This window comes from Kitasatospora sp. NE20-6 (assembly GCF_045862635.1).
The window spans coordinates 21,213-39,120 of record NZ_BPRL01000031.1; the positions used below are offsets into that span (position 1 = coordinate 21,213).

Sequence of the window (17,908 nt, forward strand, 5' to 3'; positions counted from 1 at the left end):
CGCGCTGCGAGGCGGCGGCCCGCCCGGGCCGCCGGGCGGGCATGATGGGGGAGTGCCCGAAGGCGACACCGTCCACCGCACGGCCGCGGAGCTCCGCGAGGCCCTGGCCGGCCACCGGCTGACCGCGGCCGACCTGCGGGTGCCGGCGCACGCCACCGCCGATCTGACGGGCCGCCTGGTGCTCGACGTCGTGCCGCGCGGCAAGCACCTGCTCACCCGCTTCGACGGCGGCCTCACCCTCCACACCCACCTGCGGATGGACGGCCGCTGGTCGGTGTTCAGGCCGGGCGAGCGGTGGAGCGGCGGGCCCGCGTACGAGATCCGGGCCGTGCTCGCCACGGCCGGGCACACCGCGGTCGGGTTCCGGCTGCCGGTCGTCGAACTCCTGCCCACCGCCGACGAGGCCCGGGCGGTCGGCCACCTCGGCCCGGACCTCCTCGGCCCCGACTGGGACGCCGCCGAGGCACTGCGCAGGCTCACCGCCGACCCGGCCCGCCCGGTCGGGGAGGCGCTGCTCGACCAGCGCAACCTCGCCGGGATCGGCAACGTGTACGCCAACGAGCTCTGCTTCATGGCCGGGACCACCCCCTGGACCCCGGTCGGGGAGGTCACGGCGCTCGACCGGGTCGTCGCCAAGGCGCACCACCTGCTGGACCTCAACAAGCTCCGCACCGAGCGCCTCACCACCCGCGAGGACGCCCCCGGCCGCCGCACCTGGGTCTACGGGCGGGCCCGCCGTCCGTGCCCGCGCTGCGGCACGACGGTACGCACCGCGCCGTACGCCCGGGACCGGCCGGCGTTCTGGTGCCCGCACTGCCAGCGGGGACCGGCCCCGGACCGGCCGCCGGCGGCCTGACGGCCCGGCACCCGGCGGCCGGTCAGACGCTCTCGACCAGCGCCGGATGCCGCGGGTCGTCCACCTTCACCGTCAGGTCGGCGAGTTCGCGCGGCCGGGTCTCCTCCTCGTACCGGGCGAACGCGGGCAGCGTCCAGCGGTCCGCCTCCGCCGTGTGCCGGGCCAGGGCCGGCCCGCCCATCGCCAGGTGCACCGTCAGTTCGAAGGGCAGCCACCGGCCGAGCAGCAGCGGGCCGTCCAGCAGCAGCACCCCGCCCGGTGCGAGCTCGGTGTACGGTGCCCGGGTGGCCCGGTCGGCGGCCGCGTCCCACAGCGAGGGCAGCACCCTGCCGCTCCCGCCCGGGTCGAGCGGCGCCAGCACCTCGCGCAGCAGCGCGCCGTCGTCGAGCCACAGGTCGTGGAAGGCGTCGGCGTCGTGCCGGCCGTACTCCAGGCGCAGCGAGGCGGGCCGCAGGAAGTCGGCCGCGGAGACCCGGACCACCGGGTGGCCGCGCAGCCGGAGCGGGCCCACCAGTGCGTCCGCGAGCACGTGCGGGCGGGCCGCCGCGGCGCCGTCCACGGCGACCCGGACCCAGGGGGCGCCCGCGCCGAACGCGTCCGCGACCCGGTCGGCGGCCAGCCCGGCCAGCCGTTCCGCGGAGATCGGGGTGACCCGCACGCTGCGCTCCTTCCCTGAGGCCGACACCACTGTAGGGCGCCCCGACGGACGGGTCGCCGGAGACCGAGGAGGACCCCGCCGTGCCCGAGCTGACCCTTGCCGACGTCGACGCCCTGGCCGCCGCGGCGCACGCCGGGCAGGTCGACAGGACCGGTGCGCCGTACGTCGCGCACGTCCGCGCGGTGGCCGCCGGCATGGCGCCGTTCGGCACCGGCCTGCAGATGGCCGGGCTGCTGCACGACGTGCTGGAGGACACCGACCTGACCGCCGACGACCTGCTGCGCGCGGGCGTGCCGTCCGCGGTGGTCGCCACCGTCCGGCGGCTCACCCGGGACGAGGACACCCCGTACGACGTGATGGTGCGGGAGGTCGCCGCCGACCACGCCGCCGTCCTCGTCAAGATCGCCGACAACGCGCACAACTCGCTCGCCTCCCGCAGCGCCCTGCTCGCCGCGGACGACCGGGCCCGGCTCGCCGGGAAGTACCGCGCCGCCCGGCAGGTCCTGTGGCCGGCCGCCGGTGCGGCCGACGTCCGGGCGATCGTGTCGATCGTCAACCCCGCGCTGCTCGACGAGACCCCCTGACCGGACACCGGCCGGGTGTGTGGCAGCAGCGCCGGGGCAGGAGCACGCTGGAGGCAGGAACGCGGCCGTGCCGGCCGCGCCCGCACCGGCGACGGCCCCACCCGCCGAACCCGGCCCGGGCGCCCGCCGACCGCCCGAACACAGGGAGCCGGTCATGTCGGACATGTACGAGCGGCTGAACGACAAGAGCGAACGCGAGGACGAGAACGTGCGCTCGCGCGACCCCGAGGAAGGCATCACCTCCTACCAGACCGCCCACGCCCAGGACGAGTCCGCGGCGGAGGGCGACCGCCTCGACGACACCGTGCAGGACCTCCACCGGTGAGCGGCCCGCTCGCCGGAGGCGGCCCGCACACCAGCGAGTGGCAGGTGAGGCTGCTGGTCACCGAGGACGGCGACCTCACCCGCGCGCACGCCGTCCTGGAGCCGGGCACCGCGCTCGGCGGCACCCCCCTCGCGGCCGACGCCGAGGCGCGCCGCAGCGCCCACGACCCGGTCGAACCGGCGATCGGCGACGAGCTCGCCGTCGGCCGCGCCCTGCTCGACCTCGGCCACCGCCTCGTGCACGCCGGGTCGGTGGCGGCCGAGGCCGCCGAGTCCGCCCGCCGTCGCGACACGGAGTGACCGTGCACGACCGGTCCCGCAACGCCCGGCCCCCGGGGACGGGCCGCGACACGTAGTGTGCGAAACAGCCGAATCGTGACCTTCCACCGCCCGCGCGCCGGAACCCTCCGGCCCGCGGGTGCGTCACTCCCGGTGGCCGTACGACCGTACGGTGCACGGACACCAGGGTGGCGGGAACGGTGGAAGACAACAGAGGCACGAGCGGCCAGCAGCCTCCGGCGGCGCCGCAGGACGCACGCTGGGAGCTGCCCGGCTACACCCACGAGCGGGAGCTCGGCGCAGGAGCGGCCGGACGCGTCGTCCTGGCCCGCCACGACGCCACCGGCACGCCCGTGGCGGTCAAGTACCTCACCGGCGAGCATGCCGACCACGCCGATTTCCGTACCGAGGCCGAGCTCCTCGCCGCCCTCTCCTCGCCGCACGTCACCCGTCTGTACGAATACGTCGAGGGGCCGCGCGGCGCCGCCATCGTCATGGAGCTCGTCGACGGCATCTCGCTGCGCGACCTGCTCCGCGCGGAGGGCGCCACCGCGCCGGAGGCCGCCCTCACGGTGCTCAAGGGCTCGCTGCTCGGCCTCGCCGACGCTCACCGGTCGGGCGTCGTGCACCGCGACTACAAGCCCGGCAACGTCCTCGTCACCACCGGGGGCGTCTCCAAGCTCGTCGACTTCGGCATCGCCCTGCCCAGCGGCGCGAAGGGCGACATCGCGGGCACCCCCGCCTACATGGCGCCCGAGCAGTGGGCGGGCGAACCCGCCACCCCGGCCGGCGACGTCTACGCCGCCACCGCCACCTTCTACGAGTGCCTCACCGGGGCGAAGCCGTACGCCGGCACCACGCTCATGGAGCTCGCCGTCCAGCACAACGAGGCGGACATCCCCGACGAGCACGCCCCCGAGGCCCTGCGCCCGCTGATCCGCGCGGGCCTCGCCAAGGCCCCGCACGAGCGCCCGGCCGGAGCCGCCGCCCTCGTGACCGAGCTGGAGTCGATCGCCGTCGGCGCGTACGGCCGGGAGTGGGAGGAGCGCGGCCGCGGACAGCTCGCCGGGCTCGTCGCGCTGCTCCCGCTGCTGCTGCCGTACCCGCACGGCCACGCGGTCGGCAACACCTCGCTCGCCACCACGACGATGCCGGCCCTGCCGTCCCCGCCGGCCGTCCCCGTCGCCGTGCGGCGTTTCGGCCCGCGCGCCAAGCTGCTCAGCGCCGCGGCCGGCCTCGTCCTGGTCGGCGGCGCCCTCGCCGGTGTCGCCGCGGCCGGGGCGTCCGACGCCACCGGCACCACCGCCCTCGCCTCGCCGGAGGCGACCACCACCTTCGGGTCCGGCGCGCCGGACGGGGGCTCGCCGAGCCCGTCCGCCCCGGGCTCGCCGTCGGCCCCGGCCTCGGCGTCCGCCTCGCCGTCCGCGAGCGCGAGCCCGTCGGCCTCGCCGAGCGCGTCGCCGAGCAGCTCGCCGACGAAGAAGCCGAGCCCCAGCCCGTCGAAGACGACCTCCGCCCCGTCGCCGAGCCCGTCCGTGACGACGAGCGCCCCGCCGGCTCCGGTGCTGCACGTCTCCTTGGTCGCCGTCTCGCCGGTCTGCGGGGTCAACGGCGCATCGTCGGCGAACGTGACCATCCGATCGGACGACGCGGGTGCCGGTACGTTGACCGTCACCTGGTACAACGCCGCCGGTGCACCCGCGGCCACCACCTCGGTGCCGTTGGCGAAGGGTCAGGCGACCGGAACCCGGTCGGTCCCCGCACCGACGAGCCGGATCAGGTTCTGGGCCGTCAGCGCGGGTACTGATCCGGCGGCGAGCAAAGGCCAGAACAACATCGTGAACTGCCCCCCTGTCATCGGCTGAGCCTGGAACTGATCACATGACCACACCGCAGCAGCCCGACGACGACCGCACGATCCACCTGGGCCCGCCCGCGACGCCGCCGGACGACGACGGCACCGTCCGGCTGGGCCCGGCGGCCCCGCATCCGGAGGAGACCGTCCGGCTGGGCCCGCCCGCCGTGGCGCCGGACGACGGGACGGTACGGCTGCCGCAGGCGAAGCCCGGACCGGACGTCGAGGGCACCGTCCGGCTGGGCCCGCCGGTCCCGCATCCGGACGCCACCGTGCAGTTGAGCGTGCCGCCCGCCGACCCGGACGGCACCGTCCGCCTGCCGCTCGCGAAGCCCGCGCCGGACGTCGAGGGCACCGTCCGGCTGGGCCCGGTGAAGGGGCGGCCCGCCCCCGCGCCCGCCCCGCAGCCGCCCGCTCCGCAGCCCCGGCCGCCGCAGGAGGAGGGTTTCGAGAGCGCGACGTTCCTCGACCCGCAGGTGTGGCCCACCCCGCCGCTCGGCACCCAGGTGCCCGCCCCGGCGCCGTACCCGCAGCCTTACGCCCAGCCGCAGCCCCAGCCCCAGCCTTACGCTCAGCCGCAGCCGTACCGGCAGCCCCAGCCGTACGTCCCGCAGCCGCAGCCCCAGCCGCAGCCCGCTCCCGGCCCGCAGGACGGGTTGCAGCGGTTCGGCCCCGGTGTGCCGCCGCAGGCGGCCGCGGTCTGGCACGGCACGGCGGCGGAGCCGCCGGAGCCCGCCCCGCGCAAGCGCCGCCGGCGGTGGCTGGTCCTGCCGCTGCTCCTGCTGCTCGCCGTGCTGGCGTGGCTGGCCTGGGACCGCTACGGCCGTCCGGTGGCGGTCACCGGGGTGTCGGTCCGTACGGACGCGGCGCAGGGTCCGGGGTGCGACGGCACGGCCGTGATCACCGGGACCGTGCGGACCGAGGGGGGTGCGGGCACCGTCCGCTACCGCTGGCGGCGCAGTGACGGCACCGACTCGGGTGTGCTCACCCAGCCGGTGCCGAACGGCCGGCGCAGCACGGACGTGGTGCTGCGCTGGACGTTCCAGGGCAAGGGCACCATGCAGGCCACGGCGACGCTGGAGATCGTCGGGCCGGGCAGCGGGTCCGCCTCGGTCGCCTTCCCCTACACCTGCCGCTGACGGCAGCACCCGGCTGAACAGCTGTCAGCAGACCTCCGGGGACACCCTGTTGGGCGTCCGGCCGGGTGCCCTACGCTGCCGTCATGATCCGGTCCACGATCCGCTTCGTGCTTGCCCTGCCGCTGCTCGCCATGGGCTCGGCCTTCCTGACCGTGTGCGGGATCCTGCCGATCGCGCTGTTCGCCGACGACCCCGAGGCCGACCGGGCGCTCGCCGAGAGCGACGGCCAGTGGCTGGTCATGCTCGCCGTCGCGCCGTGCGTCGCGCTGTTCATCGCCTGGTGCTACCGGCCCGACCGGCGCCGCCGCCTGGCGCGGCGGAGGCTCGCGGCCCGGGCCGCCGCCCTCATGGCGGCGGCCGGGTTCGGCATCGTCCGGGCCTACGCCTCCGGCGTGGAGTCCCTCTGGTCGTTCCCCGTGCTCGGCGGTGTCGCCACCCTGACCACCGCCCTCTGCGTGATCGCCTGGGGCGTGCTCAACCGCGGTCCGCGGCAGGGCCCGGCGATCGCCGGTGCCGCACTGGTGGCCGCCGTGGCCGCGGTGGTCCGCGCCCCCGCGGACCCGCTCGTCGCCGTGGCCGCCGGTTCGGCCTGCGCGGTGGCGGCGGCGACCGCGCTGGTCGCCGTCTGGCGCATCCCGGCGGTACGGCTGCGCGTCGGCCTGCCGCCGGTCGACTGGACCCGCGGCGGCGTCCACCACCCGCAGCGGCAGCCCGTGCCCGGTGAGATCTGGTGGGCCGATGTGCCGTTCGCCAACGGGCCCGGATCGAAGGACCGGCCGGTGCTCGTGGTGCGTACCCTCGGCGACCGGCTGGAGACGCTCAACAGCACCAGTCAGGACTGGCTCAGCCGCAGCGACCACATCCGGCTGCCCACCCGGAGCTGGAACCCGGACGCCGACCATGACAGCTGCCTCGACCTGCGGCTGCGCACCCTCGACACCGACCGGCTGCGCCGTTACGCCGGGCCGTGCCCGACCGGCGTGTGGCGGGTGGTGCGCGGCCGCACCCTGCCGCTGGTCCGGACCGCGGCGTCCGATCCGCGCGGCGGGCAGGGCAGCGGGCAGGGCGGCCGGCAGGGCGGCGAGCGGCTGGGCGGCGGCCGGGACGAGGCGTGGACCGCCGGGGGAGCGGGCCGGCGGACGCCGGTCGAGCAGGTGCCGCGTCCGGTGGGGGACGGTTCCGGGCGCCCTGCCGCGGACCGTCCCGAGCCCCCGGTGGAGCGCATCCCGACCCGTGCCCCGGGCGGCAAGCCGTGGGGGCGCCGCCGTTCCTAGGGCGCCGTCGGCCGTCGGCCGTTGCGCGGCCGCGCGGGACCGGTCCGCGAGCCTGCGCCGGGTGCAGCCCGGCTCCGGAGGCGGGTCCGGCTCCGGACGCGGGCCCGGGTACGGGTCCGCCCCCGGTGCCGGTGGGCGTTCCGGGGGCGGACCCGTCGGGGCAGGTCAGCAGCGGCCGATGGTCTCGCAGTCCTCCCAGCGGGTGCCGGTGGCGGTGCCTGCGGCGTCGCCGCGGTCGGGCGTCTGCTGCGAGCGCAGCTTCGGCGTGACGGCGGTCGTGGCGGGTGCGGCCGCGGCGGCCGGGTGCCCGGCGGCCAGGCGGACGGCGATGGCGTCGATCACCGGGCGGGGGCTGGTGCCGGCGTAGTTGCTCACCATGACGGTGAAGATGAGCTTGCGGCCGTCGGGCGCGGTCACGTAGCCCATGAGGTTGTCGACGCCGCTCATCGAGCCGCTCTTGGCGTGCACGTTGTTCTCGGCGGCGGTGCCGCGCATGCGGGCCGCCAGCGTGCCGCCGACCATGCGGGCCGGGTTGCCCGCGACCGGCAGGGCCTCGTACCAGGCGGAGAACCAGGGCTTGTCCTGCGCGGTCTTCAGCAGGGCGGCCATCTTGCCGGGGGTGATGAGGTCGTAGCGGGAGAGGCCGGAGCCGTCGACCTGGCGCCCGGCGGGGCTGGCCAGGTTGTTGGCGGTGAGGAAGCCCTTGATCTGGTTGATGCCGGTGCCCCAGTCGCCGGAGCCGCCCTTGACCTTGCCGACCTCCTTGACCAGGTGTTCGGCGATGCCGTTGTTGCTGATCTTCAGCATCGGCACGATCAGCTCGCCCAGGGTCTTCGAGTCGTGCGAGGCGAGTGCCTGGGAGGTCTCGGTGCCGGTGGCGCTGCGCACCTCGTGGCCCACGGTGACGCCGTGGCGGGCCAGCGCGCCGGCGAAGACGCGGGCGGCGTAGGTGGCCGGGTCCTCGACGGTCAGCCACGTGGTGGTGGGGGCGGCGCCCTCGGCGATGCTGCCGGAGAGCTTGAGCTCGTTGACGCCGCGGCGGCGCTGGACGCCCGCGGTGGCGGCGCTGCCGGCGGCGCCGGTGGTGATGGTGCCGGTGAGCTTCATGGGTGCCTCGGCGGGCACCAGGGTGACGGCGGCGGGGCTGCCGGCGGTGCCGGGGGTGACGGTCACCTGCACGGTGTCCATCGTGTACTCGGTGTCGTTGGCGACGGTCAGGCCGGATATCTGGGGGCTGTAGGAGTACGGCTCGTCGTCCCAGGCCCAGCCGGCGCCGAGGGGGGTGGTGTCGTAGCGCGTGCCGTCGGCCAGCACCCGGCCGGTGACGGTGGTGATGCCGGTCGCGGCGACCTTCGCGGCGAGGTCGTCGAGGTCCTGGACGAGCAGGCTGGGGTCGCCGCCGCCGCGGAGCACCAGGTCGCCGCGGAGCCGTCCGGCGGCGGTCGTGCCGGTGGTGCGGACCTCGGTGGTGAAGCGGTGGTCGGCGCCGAGCAGGTCGAGGGCGGCCGCCGAGGTGACGGTCTTCAGGGTGGAGGCGGGGGTGAGGAGTGCGCCGGGCTGGCGGGAGTACAGGACGGCGCCGGTGGCGGCGTCGAGCACCTGCACGCCGGTCTGGGCGTTGGCCAGGCGGGCGTCGGCGAGCAGCGCGTCGAGGTCGGCGGTGAGGGTGGCGTCCGCCGGGGCGGGGTCGTCGGCCTGGGCCGAGCCGGCCAGCAGGGAGGCGGCGAGAGCGGCGGCCGCCAGGGGCAGGGCGCGGCGGTTCAGGCGTGCGGGCACAGATGCTCCAGGAATCGGGTGCGGCGGAGGCGTGCGCGGCACCCCACGCCCCCCGTGACCTGCACATTATCACCTGACGGACCGTCAGTTGATCTTGGGGTGGGGCGGGACCTTCCCCCTTCCTCACGCCTCGGCGGCCGCGAAGGTTGCACACCGACGAAAAAAGAGCGGGTCCGGCGGACGTGCGCGTCCGCTGAGCGGTGCCCGGGTGTGTCCCGGGTGCCGCCTGCGTCCGTGCGTCCGCCGGACCCGCCCGCGCCTGCGTGCGATCACGGAGGGAGCCCCGCGGTGCGTCCGCGGGGCCCGTCTGCGGCAGGGTCAGCCCGGTGCGCCCGCGCCGCCGCCCGCCTTCACGGCCTCCACCATCCGCTGGTGGAGCTCGCGGGCCGCCGCCTCGTCCCCGGCCTTCACCGGGCTTCCCTCGACGGTGAACCAGTCCAGCGCGCCGCTGTACTGCACCGTGAGGCGGGCCTCGCCGTCGATCCACGTCGTGTGGACCGTCAGGTCGCCCTTGATGACGCCCAGCTCGACCGTCCGCACCCCTCCGGTGCCGGCGAGAATGCCCTGCGTGGTCCAGGTCGCCCAGGTGTTCACGGAGCCTCCCCGATCTGCGGCCGACAGTACGAACACGTCATGCCCCAAGACATACCGGGTGACACTCCTCTTTCCGGCCGAATCACCCTGCCGTGGGCATGTCGGCCCCGACCTGCGGCCGGACGGCGGCACCGGGCAGGGCGACCGGGGCGCGGCTACCATCGGCGGTATGGGAGAGCGACCCGCCGCGCTCACCGCGCCGCAGCTGGTACTCGAGACCGAGGGCGACTCGCAGGTCATCAGCCCGAGCCGCACCTATCACCTCGGCCGTGACCCCGCCAGCGAAATCGTCCTCAGCGACCCCCGGGTCTCCTGGCACCACGCGGTGCTGCACGCCGACGGCACGCACTGGATCCTCGACGACTCCGGTTCCACCAACGGCACCTTCACCGACGGCCACCGCGTGCAGCACCTCGACGTCGGCCCCGGCAGCGTGCTGCGCTTCGGCAGCGCCGCCGACGGGCCGTGCTGCACCCTCCACGAGGTGCCCGAACGGGTCACGCCCGAACGCCGGCCCTCCGCGCTGACCTTCATCACCGGGTCGATGCGGCCGCCGACCACCGTGCGGCCGCTGCCCGCCAAGGTCGTGCGGATCGGCCGGGCCCTCGACAACGACCTCGTCGTCGGCGACCTCTCGGTCTCCCGGCGGCACGCCGAACTCCGGGCCCGCCCCGACGGCCGCTACGAGATCGCCGACGTCGGCAGCCACAACGGCACCTACCTGAACGGCAGTCCGGTGCTGAACGCCCTGGTCGGCGAGGGCGACCTCATCGGCATCGGCCACTCCGTGTTCTGCCTCGTCGGCGACGAGCTGCAGCAGTACGTCGACACCGGCGACGTCGACCTCGACGTCGACGGCCTCACCGTCACCGTCGCCGGCGGACGCCGTCTGCTCGACTCCGTCACCTTCCCCGTGGGGCAGAAGACCCTGCTCGCGGTGGCCGGGCCGAGCGGCGCGGGCAAGTCCACCCTGCTCAACGCGCTGACCGGCCTGCGCCCCGCCGACCAGGGCACCGTCCGCTACGACGGCCGCGACCTCTACCGCGACTACGCCGAGCTCCGCCGCCGCATCGGCCTCGTGCCGCAGGACGACATCCTGCACACCCAGCTGCCGGTGCGCCGCGCCCTGCGGTACGCCGCCGAGCTCCGCTTCCCCGACGACACCGCCGCCGCCGAGCGCGAGGCCAGGGTCGAGGAGGTGATCGCCGAACTCGGCCTGGGCAAGCGCGCCGACCAGGTCATCTCCAGCCTCTCCGGCGGTCAGCGCAAACGGGTCAGCGTCGCCCTGGAGCTGCTCACCAAGCCCTCCCTGCTCTTCCTCGACGAGCCCACCTCCGGCCTCGACCCCGGCATGGACCGCTCGGTCATGCAGATGCTCCGCAACCTCGCCGACGACGGCCGCACGGTCGTCGTGGTCACCCACAGCGTGCTCAGCCTGGAGCTCTGCGACCGGCTGCTGCTGCTCGCCCCCGGCGGCCGGATCGCCTACTACGGGCCGCCCGGCGAGACCCTGGACTTCTTCGGCTTCCAGCAGTGGCCGGACGCCTTCGACGCGTTCGAGAACGACACCGACCGCGACTGGGCCGGCGACTACCGCGGCTCCGCGCCGTACCGGCGCTACGTCACCGGGGCGATGGACCACCCGCGGCCCGCCGGGGTGCCGGCCCCCGCCGCCGGGACCACCGCGCCGCCGCCCAGGCCGCCGCAGCGCTGGACGAAGCAGGTCTCCACCCTCGTCCGCCGCTACGCCACCGCGCTCACCGCCGACCGGACCTTCCTGGCCGTCATGATCGCGCTGCCGTTCGTGATGGGCGCGATGGCCCGGGCCCTGGCCGGCAGCAGCCTCGACGAGAACAGCGTCTTCAACGCCCTGCTGATCCTCTGCGTCGGCGGCGTGCTCACCGGCGCCGCCAACGCGGTCCGCGAGCTCGTCAAGGAACGCGTGATCTACCAGCGCGAGCGCGCCGTCGGGCTCTCCAGATCGGCGTACCTCTGGTCCAAGATCATCGTGCTGGGCACGGTCACCGTCGTGCAGGCCGTGGTGCTCACCATGGTCGCCCTGCTCGGCGTCGACATCAGACCGGACGGCGGGAGCGGCGTCTTCCTGCCACCGCTCGTCGAGATCACCCTCGCCGTCGCGCTGCTCTCCTTCACCGCCATGATGCTCGGCCTGCTCATCTCCGCCCTCGTGAAGAAGGAGGAGGTGACGATGCCGCTGCTGGTGCTCGTCGCGATCGTGCAGGTGGTGTTCTGCGGCGCGCTCATCCGACTGGACGCCACCCCCGTCCTCGCCCAGCTCTCCTGGCTGGTGCCCTCCCGCTGGGCGTTCGCCGCCATGGCCGGCACCGTCGAACTGCGCAGCACCGTGCCCAAGCCGCTCACCGCCGACCCGTTCTTCGCCCCCACGTCCGCCGCCTGGCTGCTCAACATGGGCATGATGGTGGTGCTGTCCGTGGCGTACGGCCTGGTCGTCGCGCGGCTGCTGCGCCGCCACGAGCCCGCCGTGATGCGGAGGTGACCGCCGGATGACCGCACCGCTCGCCTTCCACCCGACGCATGTCGCGCCCGCCGACGGCCTCCAGACCTGGGCGAGCCCCGACCCGTCGCGTCCGTCGGTGCGCCTCGACCCGCTCCTGCCCGTCCGGCTCGCCGACAGCAGCGGCAACTGGGCGCGCATCGTGTGCTCCAACGGCTGGTCGGCCTGGGTGGACGGCCGGCTGCTCGTCGCCCTGCCGCACCCGCCGCCCGGCACCGACCGGCCGCTCGCCGGCGCCGACGACCCGCGCCCCCTGCTCGCCGCCCTCGAACAGGCCCTCGCCTCCTACCGCCGCCTGGTCGGCGAGTACGCCGACGGCCTGATCGACCTGGAGACCTTCCGCGACCGCACCCGCAACCTGCGGCTCGGCGCCGTGCTCGACGGCCCCTCCGCCTGGCTGCTCGACCTCGACAAGGGCCGCTGGTACTACAGCGACGGCACCGGCCTCCAGACGTACGCCACCGTCGAGCCGCCCGGCGCCGCCGCCTCCGGTGCGGGCCCCCGGGGTGAGGGCGGATGACCACCGCCGCGCCGACCGACCTGACCGGGCGGGAGCTCGCCGGCTACCGCCTGGAGGAGCTGATCGGCCGCGGCGGCATGGCCGTCGTCTACCGCGCGGAGGACCTCCGGCTCGGCCGCACCGTCGCCGTCAAGCTGCTCGCCCCCGACCTCGCCCGCAACGACGTCTTCCGCGAGCGCTTCGCCCGCGAGTCGAAGATCGCCGCGGCCATCGACCACCCGCACATCGTGCCCGTCTACGAGGCGGGCGAGGCCGACGGCCTTCTCTACATCGCGATGCGGTACGTCCGCGGCCGCGACCTGCGGGCGCTCCTCGACCGCGAGGGCCCGCTCTCGCTGCGCCAGACCGTGCGGATCACCACGCAGGTGGCGTCCGCGCTGGACGCGGCGCACGCCCACGAGCTCGTCCACCGCGACGTCAAGCCCGGCAACATCCTGGTCGCCGAGGGCACCGACGCCGACCACCCCGAGCACGTCTACCTCACGGACTTCGGCCTGACCAAGAAGTCGCTCTCGCTCTCCGGCCTGACGACGGTCGGCCAGTTCGTCGGCACCCTCGACTACGTCGCGCCCGAGCAGATCAACGGCAAGCCCGTCGACGGCCGCTGCGACGTCTACAGCCTCGCCTGCGTGGTGTACGAGATGCTCGCCGGCGACCCGCCCTACCGGCGCGACGACGACCTCGCCCAGCTCTGGGCGCACCTCAACGACCCGCCGCCGCTGATCGGCAGCAGCCGCCCCCAGCTGCCCGCCGCCCTCGACGCGATACTGGTCAGGGCGCTCGCCAAGACCCCCGACGAGCGCTACGACAGCTGCCTGGCGTTCGTCGGGGCGCTGCACGGCGCCGAGCACGTCGCGGCGATCCCGGTGCCGACACCGACCGAGCTGGTGCCGCTCGTCCCCGACGGCGCGCTGCCCGATCCCCAGCAGCTCCCCGGTGCCCGGCAGCTGCCCGCCGCCTCGCAGCCGTCCGGTGCCCCGCAGTCGCCGGATCCCGTCCGGTCCCCTCCGGCACCCCGGCCGGCCGGAGTCCTGCCCGGCCCGCCGCCCTGGGCGCTGCCGGTCTACGACGCCTCCTGACGCGCCCTGCCCGTCCTACCCGTCCTGCCCGGGACGGTCGTGACCGTGGGGCTGCGCGTGGTCGTGGGGCTGCGCGCGTCGCACCCGCGCGGCCGTCAGGCCGCCGAGCAGCCCGGCCACCGCCCCCCACAGCGCCCCGGCCGGCACCAGGGTCACCAGGTCGGGCCGGAGCACCGCCGACCCGCTGCCGCCGAAGCCGAGCAGCGTCAGCCCGTACGCGGCGGTGATCCGGGTCAGCAGGCCGACCAGCAGCATCGCCACCGCCAGAGCCACCGCCAGGTGCAGCGCGTGCCGCAGCGGCTTCACCTCGGGCGGCGCGTGCATCGCCATGCCGACCCCGGTGACCAGCAGGGCCACCACGGCCAGGGCGACGAGCAGCCAGGCGCGGGTGTCCTGCGCGGTCAGGGTGCCGATGTCGAGCCGCACGTCGCGGTCCTCGCGGAGCACGTCGGCCAGCGGCTTCGGCATCGGCAGGCCGAGGCTGCCCCCCACATGGCCGTGCCAGGACGCGCCCATGCCGATGCCGAGCGCCAGCCAGGCGAGGTTCGGCAGGCCCAGGAAGATCACGGCGAGGGTCTGTCGGGCATGGCCGCCGACCGCGGCCTCCACCAGCCCGGCCGGCACCGCCAGGCCCGCGTAGACCAGCAGCAGCGTCAGCGTGGCGTGCGCGGCCGGGCGCACCGCCGCGTGGAAGCGCAGCAGCGGCAGCGGCAGCGGGGTGCGCCGGGACACGGCGAGCGCCAGCGCCAGCACCACGGCCAGCCAGAGCAGGCCGTACCCGACCGCCGGGCCCGGGTCCACCGCGAACCCGACCGTGGGGGAGGCGCCGAGCAGCCCGCCCAGCTCGTCGACGATCGGTTCCCCGGTCGTGACGGTGAAGCTGTGCCGGGCCGCCCACGACAGGAGCAGCAGCACCGCCACCCACAGCACGGCGATCCGGGCCGCCCGGACGGCGAGCTCCCGGCCGCCGACGGTCGCGTGCAGCCGCATCGGCCGCAGGAACAGCAGGCCGAGCAGCAGGGCGCCGATCACGCCGACGGTCAGCGGCAGCGCGGTGATGCCCCCCTGGGCGCCCGCCACGAAGGCGGCGCCGCCCTCGATCCGGGCGGGCGCACCGAAGGCCATCAGCACGGTCGCGGCGACCACCGGGCCGAAGCCGCCGGACGGCAGGTCGTTCGCCCCGGCGAACAGCAGGCCGAGCGCGGCCGTCACGAGCATGGCCGCCAGGGCGGCCGCGACGGCGGTCAGCGCCTCGACCCAGCGGCGCAGCTCGCCACTGCCGCCGGTCGTCCGGGCCCCGGGCCCGCCAGTGGTTCCCACACCGATCTCCTGCCGGGTCGCGTCCCCCGTGGCTTTCCTTCCAGACTCCGTCAGCGGCCGGGGAACGGCGACTGGTCGCGCGGGCCGCGGCGGGCGCGCGGAGAATGGGGCGGGGATGCCGAGGACGGGAGGATCACCCGTGAGCCCGCAACCGCCGTCAGCCGACCGGCCGTCCGGTCCGCAGCCGGAGGAGCCCGCCGGCCCGCCGTCCGGCCCGCTCTCCGGCCCGTCCTCGCAGGGCCCGCCGCCGTCCGACTCGCACCCCGGCTCGGCCTCCGGCCCGCCCTCCGGGCCGACCTCGGGCCCCGGCGCGCACCCGGGCGGTCCCGCGGCTCCCGGCGGCGGCCCCGGTGGTTCGTCCGGGCCGCCCTCCGGTCCGCGCACCGTCGTCACCGGTGGTGCCGCCGGTGGTGTCGGCGGCGGTGAGGGCGGGGGCGGCGGCGGAGGCGGAGGTGGCACAGCCGGTGCCGGCGGCGGGGCGCACCGGGGCCCGGTCTGGTGGCGCAGGCCCCGGACGCTGGCGGCGGTCGCGGTCGTCGCGGGCGGCGGCATCGCGGCGGGCCTCCTGCTCACCGCGGGCGGCGGAGGCACCGCCCAGGCCGCCCAGAAGGTCGCCCTGCAGCCGGTCGGCGCCGAGGGCAAGGACCCGTTCACCGGGTCCGTCGCCCAGCAGACCGCGACCCCGACCGCGGCCGGGGCCACCGCCTCCTCGACCGGAGGCACCCGCGGCGGCGGCGACGCCGGGCTGTACGGCGGCACGCTCAACACCGCCAGCTGCGACGTGCCCAAACTCAGCGGCTACCTCAAGGAGAACCCCGAGAAGTCCGCGGCCTGGGCGGGCGTCGAGGGCATCCAGCCGGACGCGGTCGACCCCTACCTCAACAGCCTCACCCCCGTCCTGCTGCGCGTCGACACCCGCGTCACCAACCACGGCTTCGCCGACGGCAAGGCCACCCCGTACCAGGCGGTGCTGCAGGCCGGCACCGCCGTGCTGATCGACGGCCAGGGCGTGCCGCGGGTCCGCTGCGCCTGCGGCAACCCGCTGCTCCCGCCGGTCGACCCGCAGGGACCGGCCAGCTACTCCGGGACGGCGTGGCCGGGCTTCGACGGCCAGGACGTCGTCGTGGTGTCGCCCGCGCCGAGTCCGGTGCCGACCGTGGTGCTGGTCGACGTCGGCAGCGGCGGGATGTTCGCCCGGCCCACCGGTGGTGCCGCGAGCGGTGACAACACGGCGGTGCCGTCCACCTCGCCGTCGGCCTCGCCGTCCTCGGGCGAGCCGTCGTCGGGCGAGCCGTCGTCGCCGGGCGCGAGCTCCGGCGGACCGTCGTCCGGCGAACCGTCCTCGGGCGGGCCGTCCTCCGGGCAGCCGTCGTCCGGTCCGACCTCGGCCCCGTCCGAGCCCCCGTCGTCCGCGCCCCCGTCGGCGCCCGCCTCGGAGGGTTCGAGCCACTCGTCGGCACCCGGGCCGAACGGCCCGGCGAGTCCGGCCGACGGCTCCGGGGGAGGGGCGAGCGCCCCGCCGTCCTGACCACCGTCCGTCCTGCCGTCCAGGCCCGCCGGCCGCGCTTCTCCGCACGCGACCGAACCGCAACCTCCCGGGCCTGGACGGGTCCTCCGGGCACCGGCCATAGTGACCGTCATGCCGCCGGAACGCCGTGCCCACCCGCAGACCGACGCCCCGTGAGCAGCGGACGCGACCGGTACGTCGACCTGCTGCGCGCCCTCGCCATCTGCCTGGTCGTCTCCGGCCACTGGCTGATCACCGTGCTCGCCCACCGCGACGGCGCGCTCGTCGCCCCCGAACTCCTCGCCGTCCTGCCGTGGACCCGGTGGCTCACGCTGCTCTTCCAGATCATGCCGGTCTTCTTCCTCGCCGGCGGGTACGCCGCCGCCGGCTCGTGGGACCGGCACCGCGCGGCGGGCGGCACCGCGGCCCGCTGGGTGCGCCGGCGTGCCGTCCGCCTGCTGCTGCCCACCGCCGCGTACGCCGCGCTCGCCCTCGCCGGCCTCGCCGTCGCCCGGACGGCGGGCGCCGACCCCGCGCTGCTCGGCATGGTCGGCTGGGCGCTCGCCATGCAGTTCTGGTTCCTGCCCGTCTACCTGCTGATCACCGCCCTCACCCCCCTGCTGGCCGCCGCCCACCGGCGGTGGGGTGCGGCCGTGCCGGTCGTCCTGGCAGCCGTGGCGGTGGCCGTGGGCCCGACCCCGCTGCGCGACCTCGACCACCTGCTCGTCTGGGCGGTGGCCTACCAGCTCGGCTTCTGCTGGCGGGACGGCCTGCTCGCGCGCCGTGGCGTCCTCGTGGCGCTCGCCGCGGGCGGGGCGGCGGCCTTCGCGCTGCTCGTCGCGTACGGGCCGTACCCGGTGAGCCTGATCCTGGTCACCGGGGAGGAGGTGAGCAACACCGATCCGCCGTCGGCCGCCATGCTCGCCTGGGCCGTCGCGCAGTGCGCGGTGTGCCTGCTCCTCGCGCCCGCCGCCGAACGCGCCCTGCGCCCGGCCCGCGCGCGCCGGGCCGCCCGGGCGACGGCCGCGGCGAGCATGGCGCTGTACCTGTGGCACATGGTGCCCGTCCTGGTCCTCGCGGCCGTCCTCCACCTGCCCGGCCTCGCGCCGGAGCCGGTCGTCGGGTCCGGCGCGTTCTGGGCGCTGCGGGCGGTGTGGATCGCGGCCCTGGCCGCCGTGCTGGTCGCCGTGCTGCGTGCCCTGCGCCCGCTCGACCGGGCGCTCCGCCGCCTGCACGCCGCGGCCCGCACCGAGGCGGAGCCGCACAGCCCGCTGGCGCTGGTCACCGGGTACGCGGCGGCCGTCCCCGCGCTCGGGTACTGGGCCGGGCACGGCTTCGCGCACGGCGGGGTGCTGCCCGGGCTCGCCTTCGCGGCGGGCACCGCGCTCGTCCTGCTGCCGCCGGCCGCGGTGCCCGCCGGGGAGGCGCCGGTGGAGTCCGCGGAGGCGGTCGCCTGAGCCCTGCCGCACCCGGGCCGGTCCTGCCCCGGTCCGTCCGCCTTGGTCCGTCCGCGGGTGTCGGTGTGACGGGGGCCATGTGGGGGGTGGTGGTGCGGGTGTGGTTGGTGGGCGGGGGGTGGGGTGGTGGTGACGGTCTGTCGATGGTGT

At 76.3% G+C, this 17,908-nt stretch carries 16 protein-coding genes; 12 read left to right on the forward strand and 4 right to left on the reverse strand.

The genetic code is table 11. From position 1 onward, the window contains the following. The first annotated feature begins 52 nt into the window (after positions 1–52). A complete protein-coding gene (locus tag SNE206_RS21805) occupies positions 53–856 on the forward strand; it encodes a DNA-formamidopyrimidine glycosylase family protein (RefSeq protein WP_407915146.1) in 804 nt (267 codons plus the stop codon). A 22-nt stretch (positions 857–878) separates the two neighbouring features. On the opposite strand, the gene SNE206_RS21810 is transcribed toward SNE206_RS21805, so the two are convergent. Continuing rightward, positions 879–1,514 carry a uridine kinase gene (locus tag SNE206_RS21810; protein ID WP_407915147.1) on the reverse strand — a complete coding sequence of 212 codons (636 nt, stop codon included), beginning with the start codon at positions 1,512–1,514 and terminating at the stop codon, positions 879–881. Positions 1,515–1,594: 80 nt separating this feature from the next. On the opposite strand from SNE206_RS21810, the gene SNE206_RS21815 reads away from it, so the two are divergent. The 6 genes from SNE206_RS21815 to SNE206_RS21840 all read left to right on the forward strand — a co-directional run bounded on the left by SNE206_RS21815 (position 1,595) and on the right by SNE206_RS21840 (position 6,969). Continuing rightward, positions 1,595–2,098 (forward strand): phosphohydrolase, encoded by a 504-nt coding sequence (locus SNE206_RS21815; RefSeq protein ID WP_407915148.1) that lies wholly within the window; start codon positions 1,595–1,597, stop codon positions 2,096–2,098. A 154-nt stretch (positions 2,099–2,252) separates the two neighbouring features. After that, positions 2,253–2,423, forward strand: coding sequence for a hypothetical protein (locus tag SNE206_RS21820; protein WP_407915149.1), 171 nt, complete (start codon positions 2,253–2,255; stop codon positions 2,421–2,423). After that, positions 2,420–2,722 carry a dsRBD fold-containing protein gene (locus tag SNE206_RS21825; protein ID WP_407915150.1) on the forward strand — a complete coding sequence of 101 codons (303 nt, stop codon included), beginning with the start codon at positions 2,420–2,422 and terminating at the stop codon, positions 2,720–2,722. Before SNE206_RS21820 ends, SNE206_RS21825 begins: the two co-directional genes overlap by 4 nt. Positions 2,723–2,901: 179 nt before the next feature. Then, a complete protein-coding gene (locus tag SNE206_RS21830) occupies positions 2,902–4,566 on the forward strand; it encodes a protein kinase domain-containing protein (protein ID WP_407915151.1) in 1,665 nt (554 codons plus the stop codon). Positions 4,567–4,582: 16 nt separating this feature from the next. Next, the gene (locus SNE206_RS21835; RefSeq protein ID WP_407915152.1) at positions 4,583–5,695 is read left to right on the forward strand and encodes a hypothetical protein; all 1,113 of its coding nucleotides are present in this window, start codon (positions 4,583–4,585) and stop codon (positions 5,693–5,695) included. 83 nt (positions 5,696–5,778) lie between these two features. Beyond that, a complete protein-coding gene (locus SNE206_RS21840; protein ID WP_407915153.1) occupies positions 5,779–6,969 on the forward strand; it encodes a hypothetical protein in 1,191 nt (396 codons plus the stop codon). 165 nt (positions 6,970–7,134) lie between these two features. Here the strand turns inward: SNE206_RS21840 and dacB are convergent, their stop codons facing one another. Both dacB and SNE206_RS21850 read right to left on the reverse strand, forming a co-directional pair. Further along, positions 7,135–8,745 (reverse strand): D-alanyl-D-alanine carboxypeptidase/D-alanyl-D-alanine-endopeptidase, encoded by a 1,611-nt coding sequence (dacB, locus tag SNE206_RS21845; protein WP_407915154.1) that lies wholly within the window; start codon positions 8,743–8,745, stop codon positions 7,135–7,137. Positions 8,746–9,063: 318 nt separating this feature from the next. Continuing rightward, the gene (locus SNE206_RS21850) at positions 9,064–9,339 is read right to left on the reverse strand and encodes a hypothetical protein (protein WP_407915155.1); all 276 of its coding nucleotides are present in this window, start codon (positions 9,337–9,339) and stop codon (positions 9,064–9,066) included. Between the two features lie 169 nt (positions 9,340–9,508). Between SNE206_RS21850 and SNE206_RS21855 the strand changes: the two genes are divergently transcribed. The 3 genes from SNE206_RS21855 to SNE206_RS21865 are packed head-to-tail and all read left to right on the forward strand — an operon-like array spanning position 9,509 to position 13,474. Continuing rightward, a complete protein-coding gene (locus SNE206_RS21855) occupies positions 9,509–11,857 on the forward strand; it encodes an FHA domain-containing protein (RefSeq protein ID WP_407915156.1) in 2,349 nt (782 codons plus the stop codon). Positions 11,858–11,864: 7 nt separating this feature from the next. Continuing rightward, a complete protein-coding gene (locus SNE206_RS21860; protein WP_407915157.1) occupies positions 11,865–12,395 on the forward strand; it encodes a hypothetical protein in 531 nt (176 codons plus the stop codon). Further along, positions 12,392–13,474 (forward strand): protein kinase domain-containing protein, encoded by a 1,083-nt coding sequence (locus SNE206_RS21865; RefSeq protein ID WP_407915158.1) that lies wholly within the window; start codon positions 12,392–12,394, stop codon positions 13,472–13,474. The genes SNE206_RS21860 and SNE206_RS21865 overlap by 4 nt, the downstream gene beginning before the upstream one ends. 15 nt (positions 13,475–13,489) lie before the next feature. On the opposite strand, the gene SNE206_RS21870 is transcribed toward SNE206_RS21865, so the two are convergent. After that, entirely contained in the window at positions 13,490–14,794 is a 1,305-nt protein-coding gene (locus SNE206_RS21870; RefSeq protein WP_407915159.1) for a streptophobe family protein, read from the reverse strand. Between the two features lie 139 nt (positions 14,795–14,933). On the opposite strand from SNE206_RS21870, the gene SNE206_RS21875 reads away from it, so the two are divergent. Together SNE206_RS21875 and SNE206_RS21880 are read left to right on the forward strand one after the other, a co-directional pair. Continuing rightward, entirely contained in the window at positions 14,934–16,322 is a 1,389-nt protein-coding gene (locus tag SNE206_RS21875; protein ID WP_407915160.1) for a DUF6777 domain-containing protein, read from the forward strand. A gap of 152 nt (positions 16,323–16,474) precedes the next feature. Next, a complete protein-coding gene (locus tag SNE206_RS21880) occupies positions 16,475–17,758 on the forward strand; it encodes an acyltransferase family protein (RefSeq protein ID WP_407915161.1) in 1,284 nt (427 codons plus the stop codon). Positions 17,759–17,908: the final 150 nt, after the last annotated feature.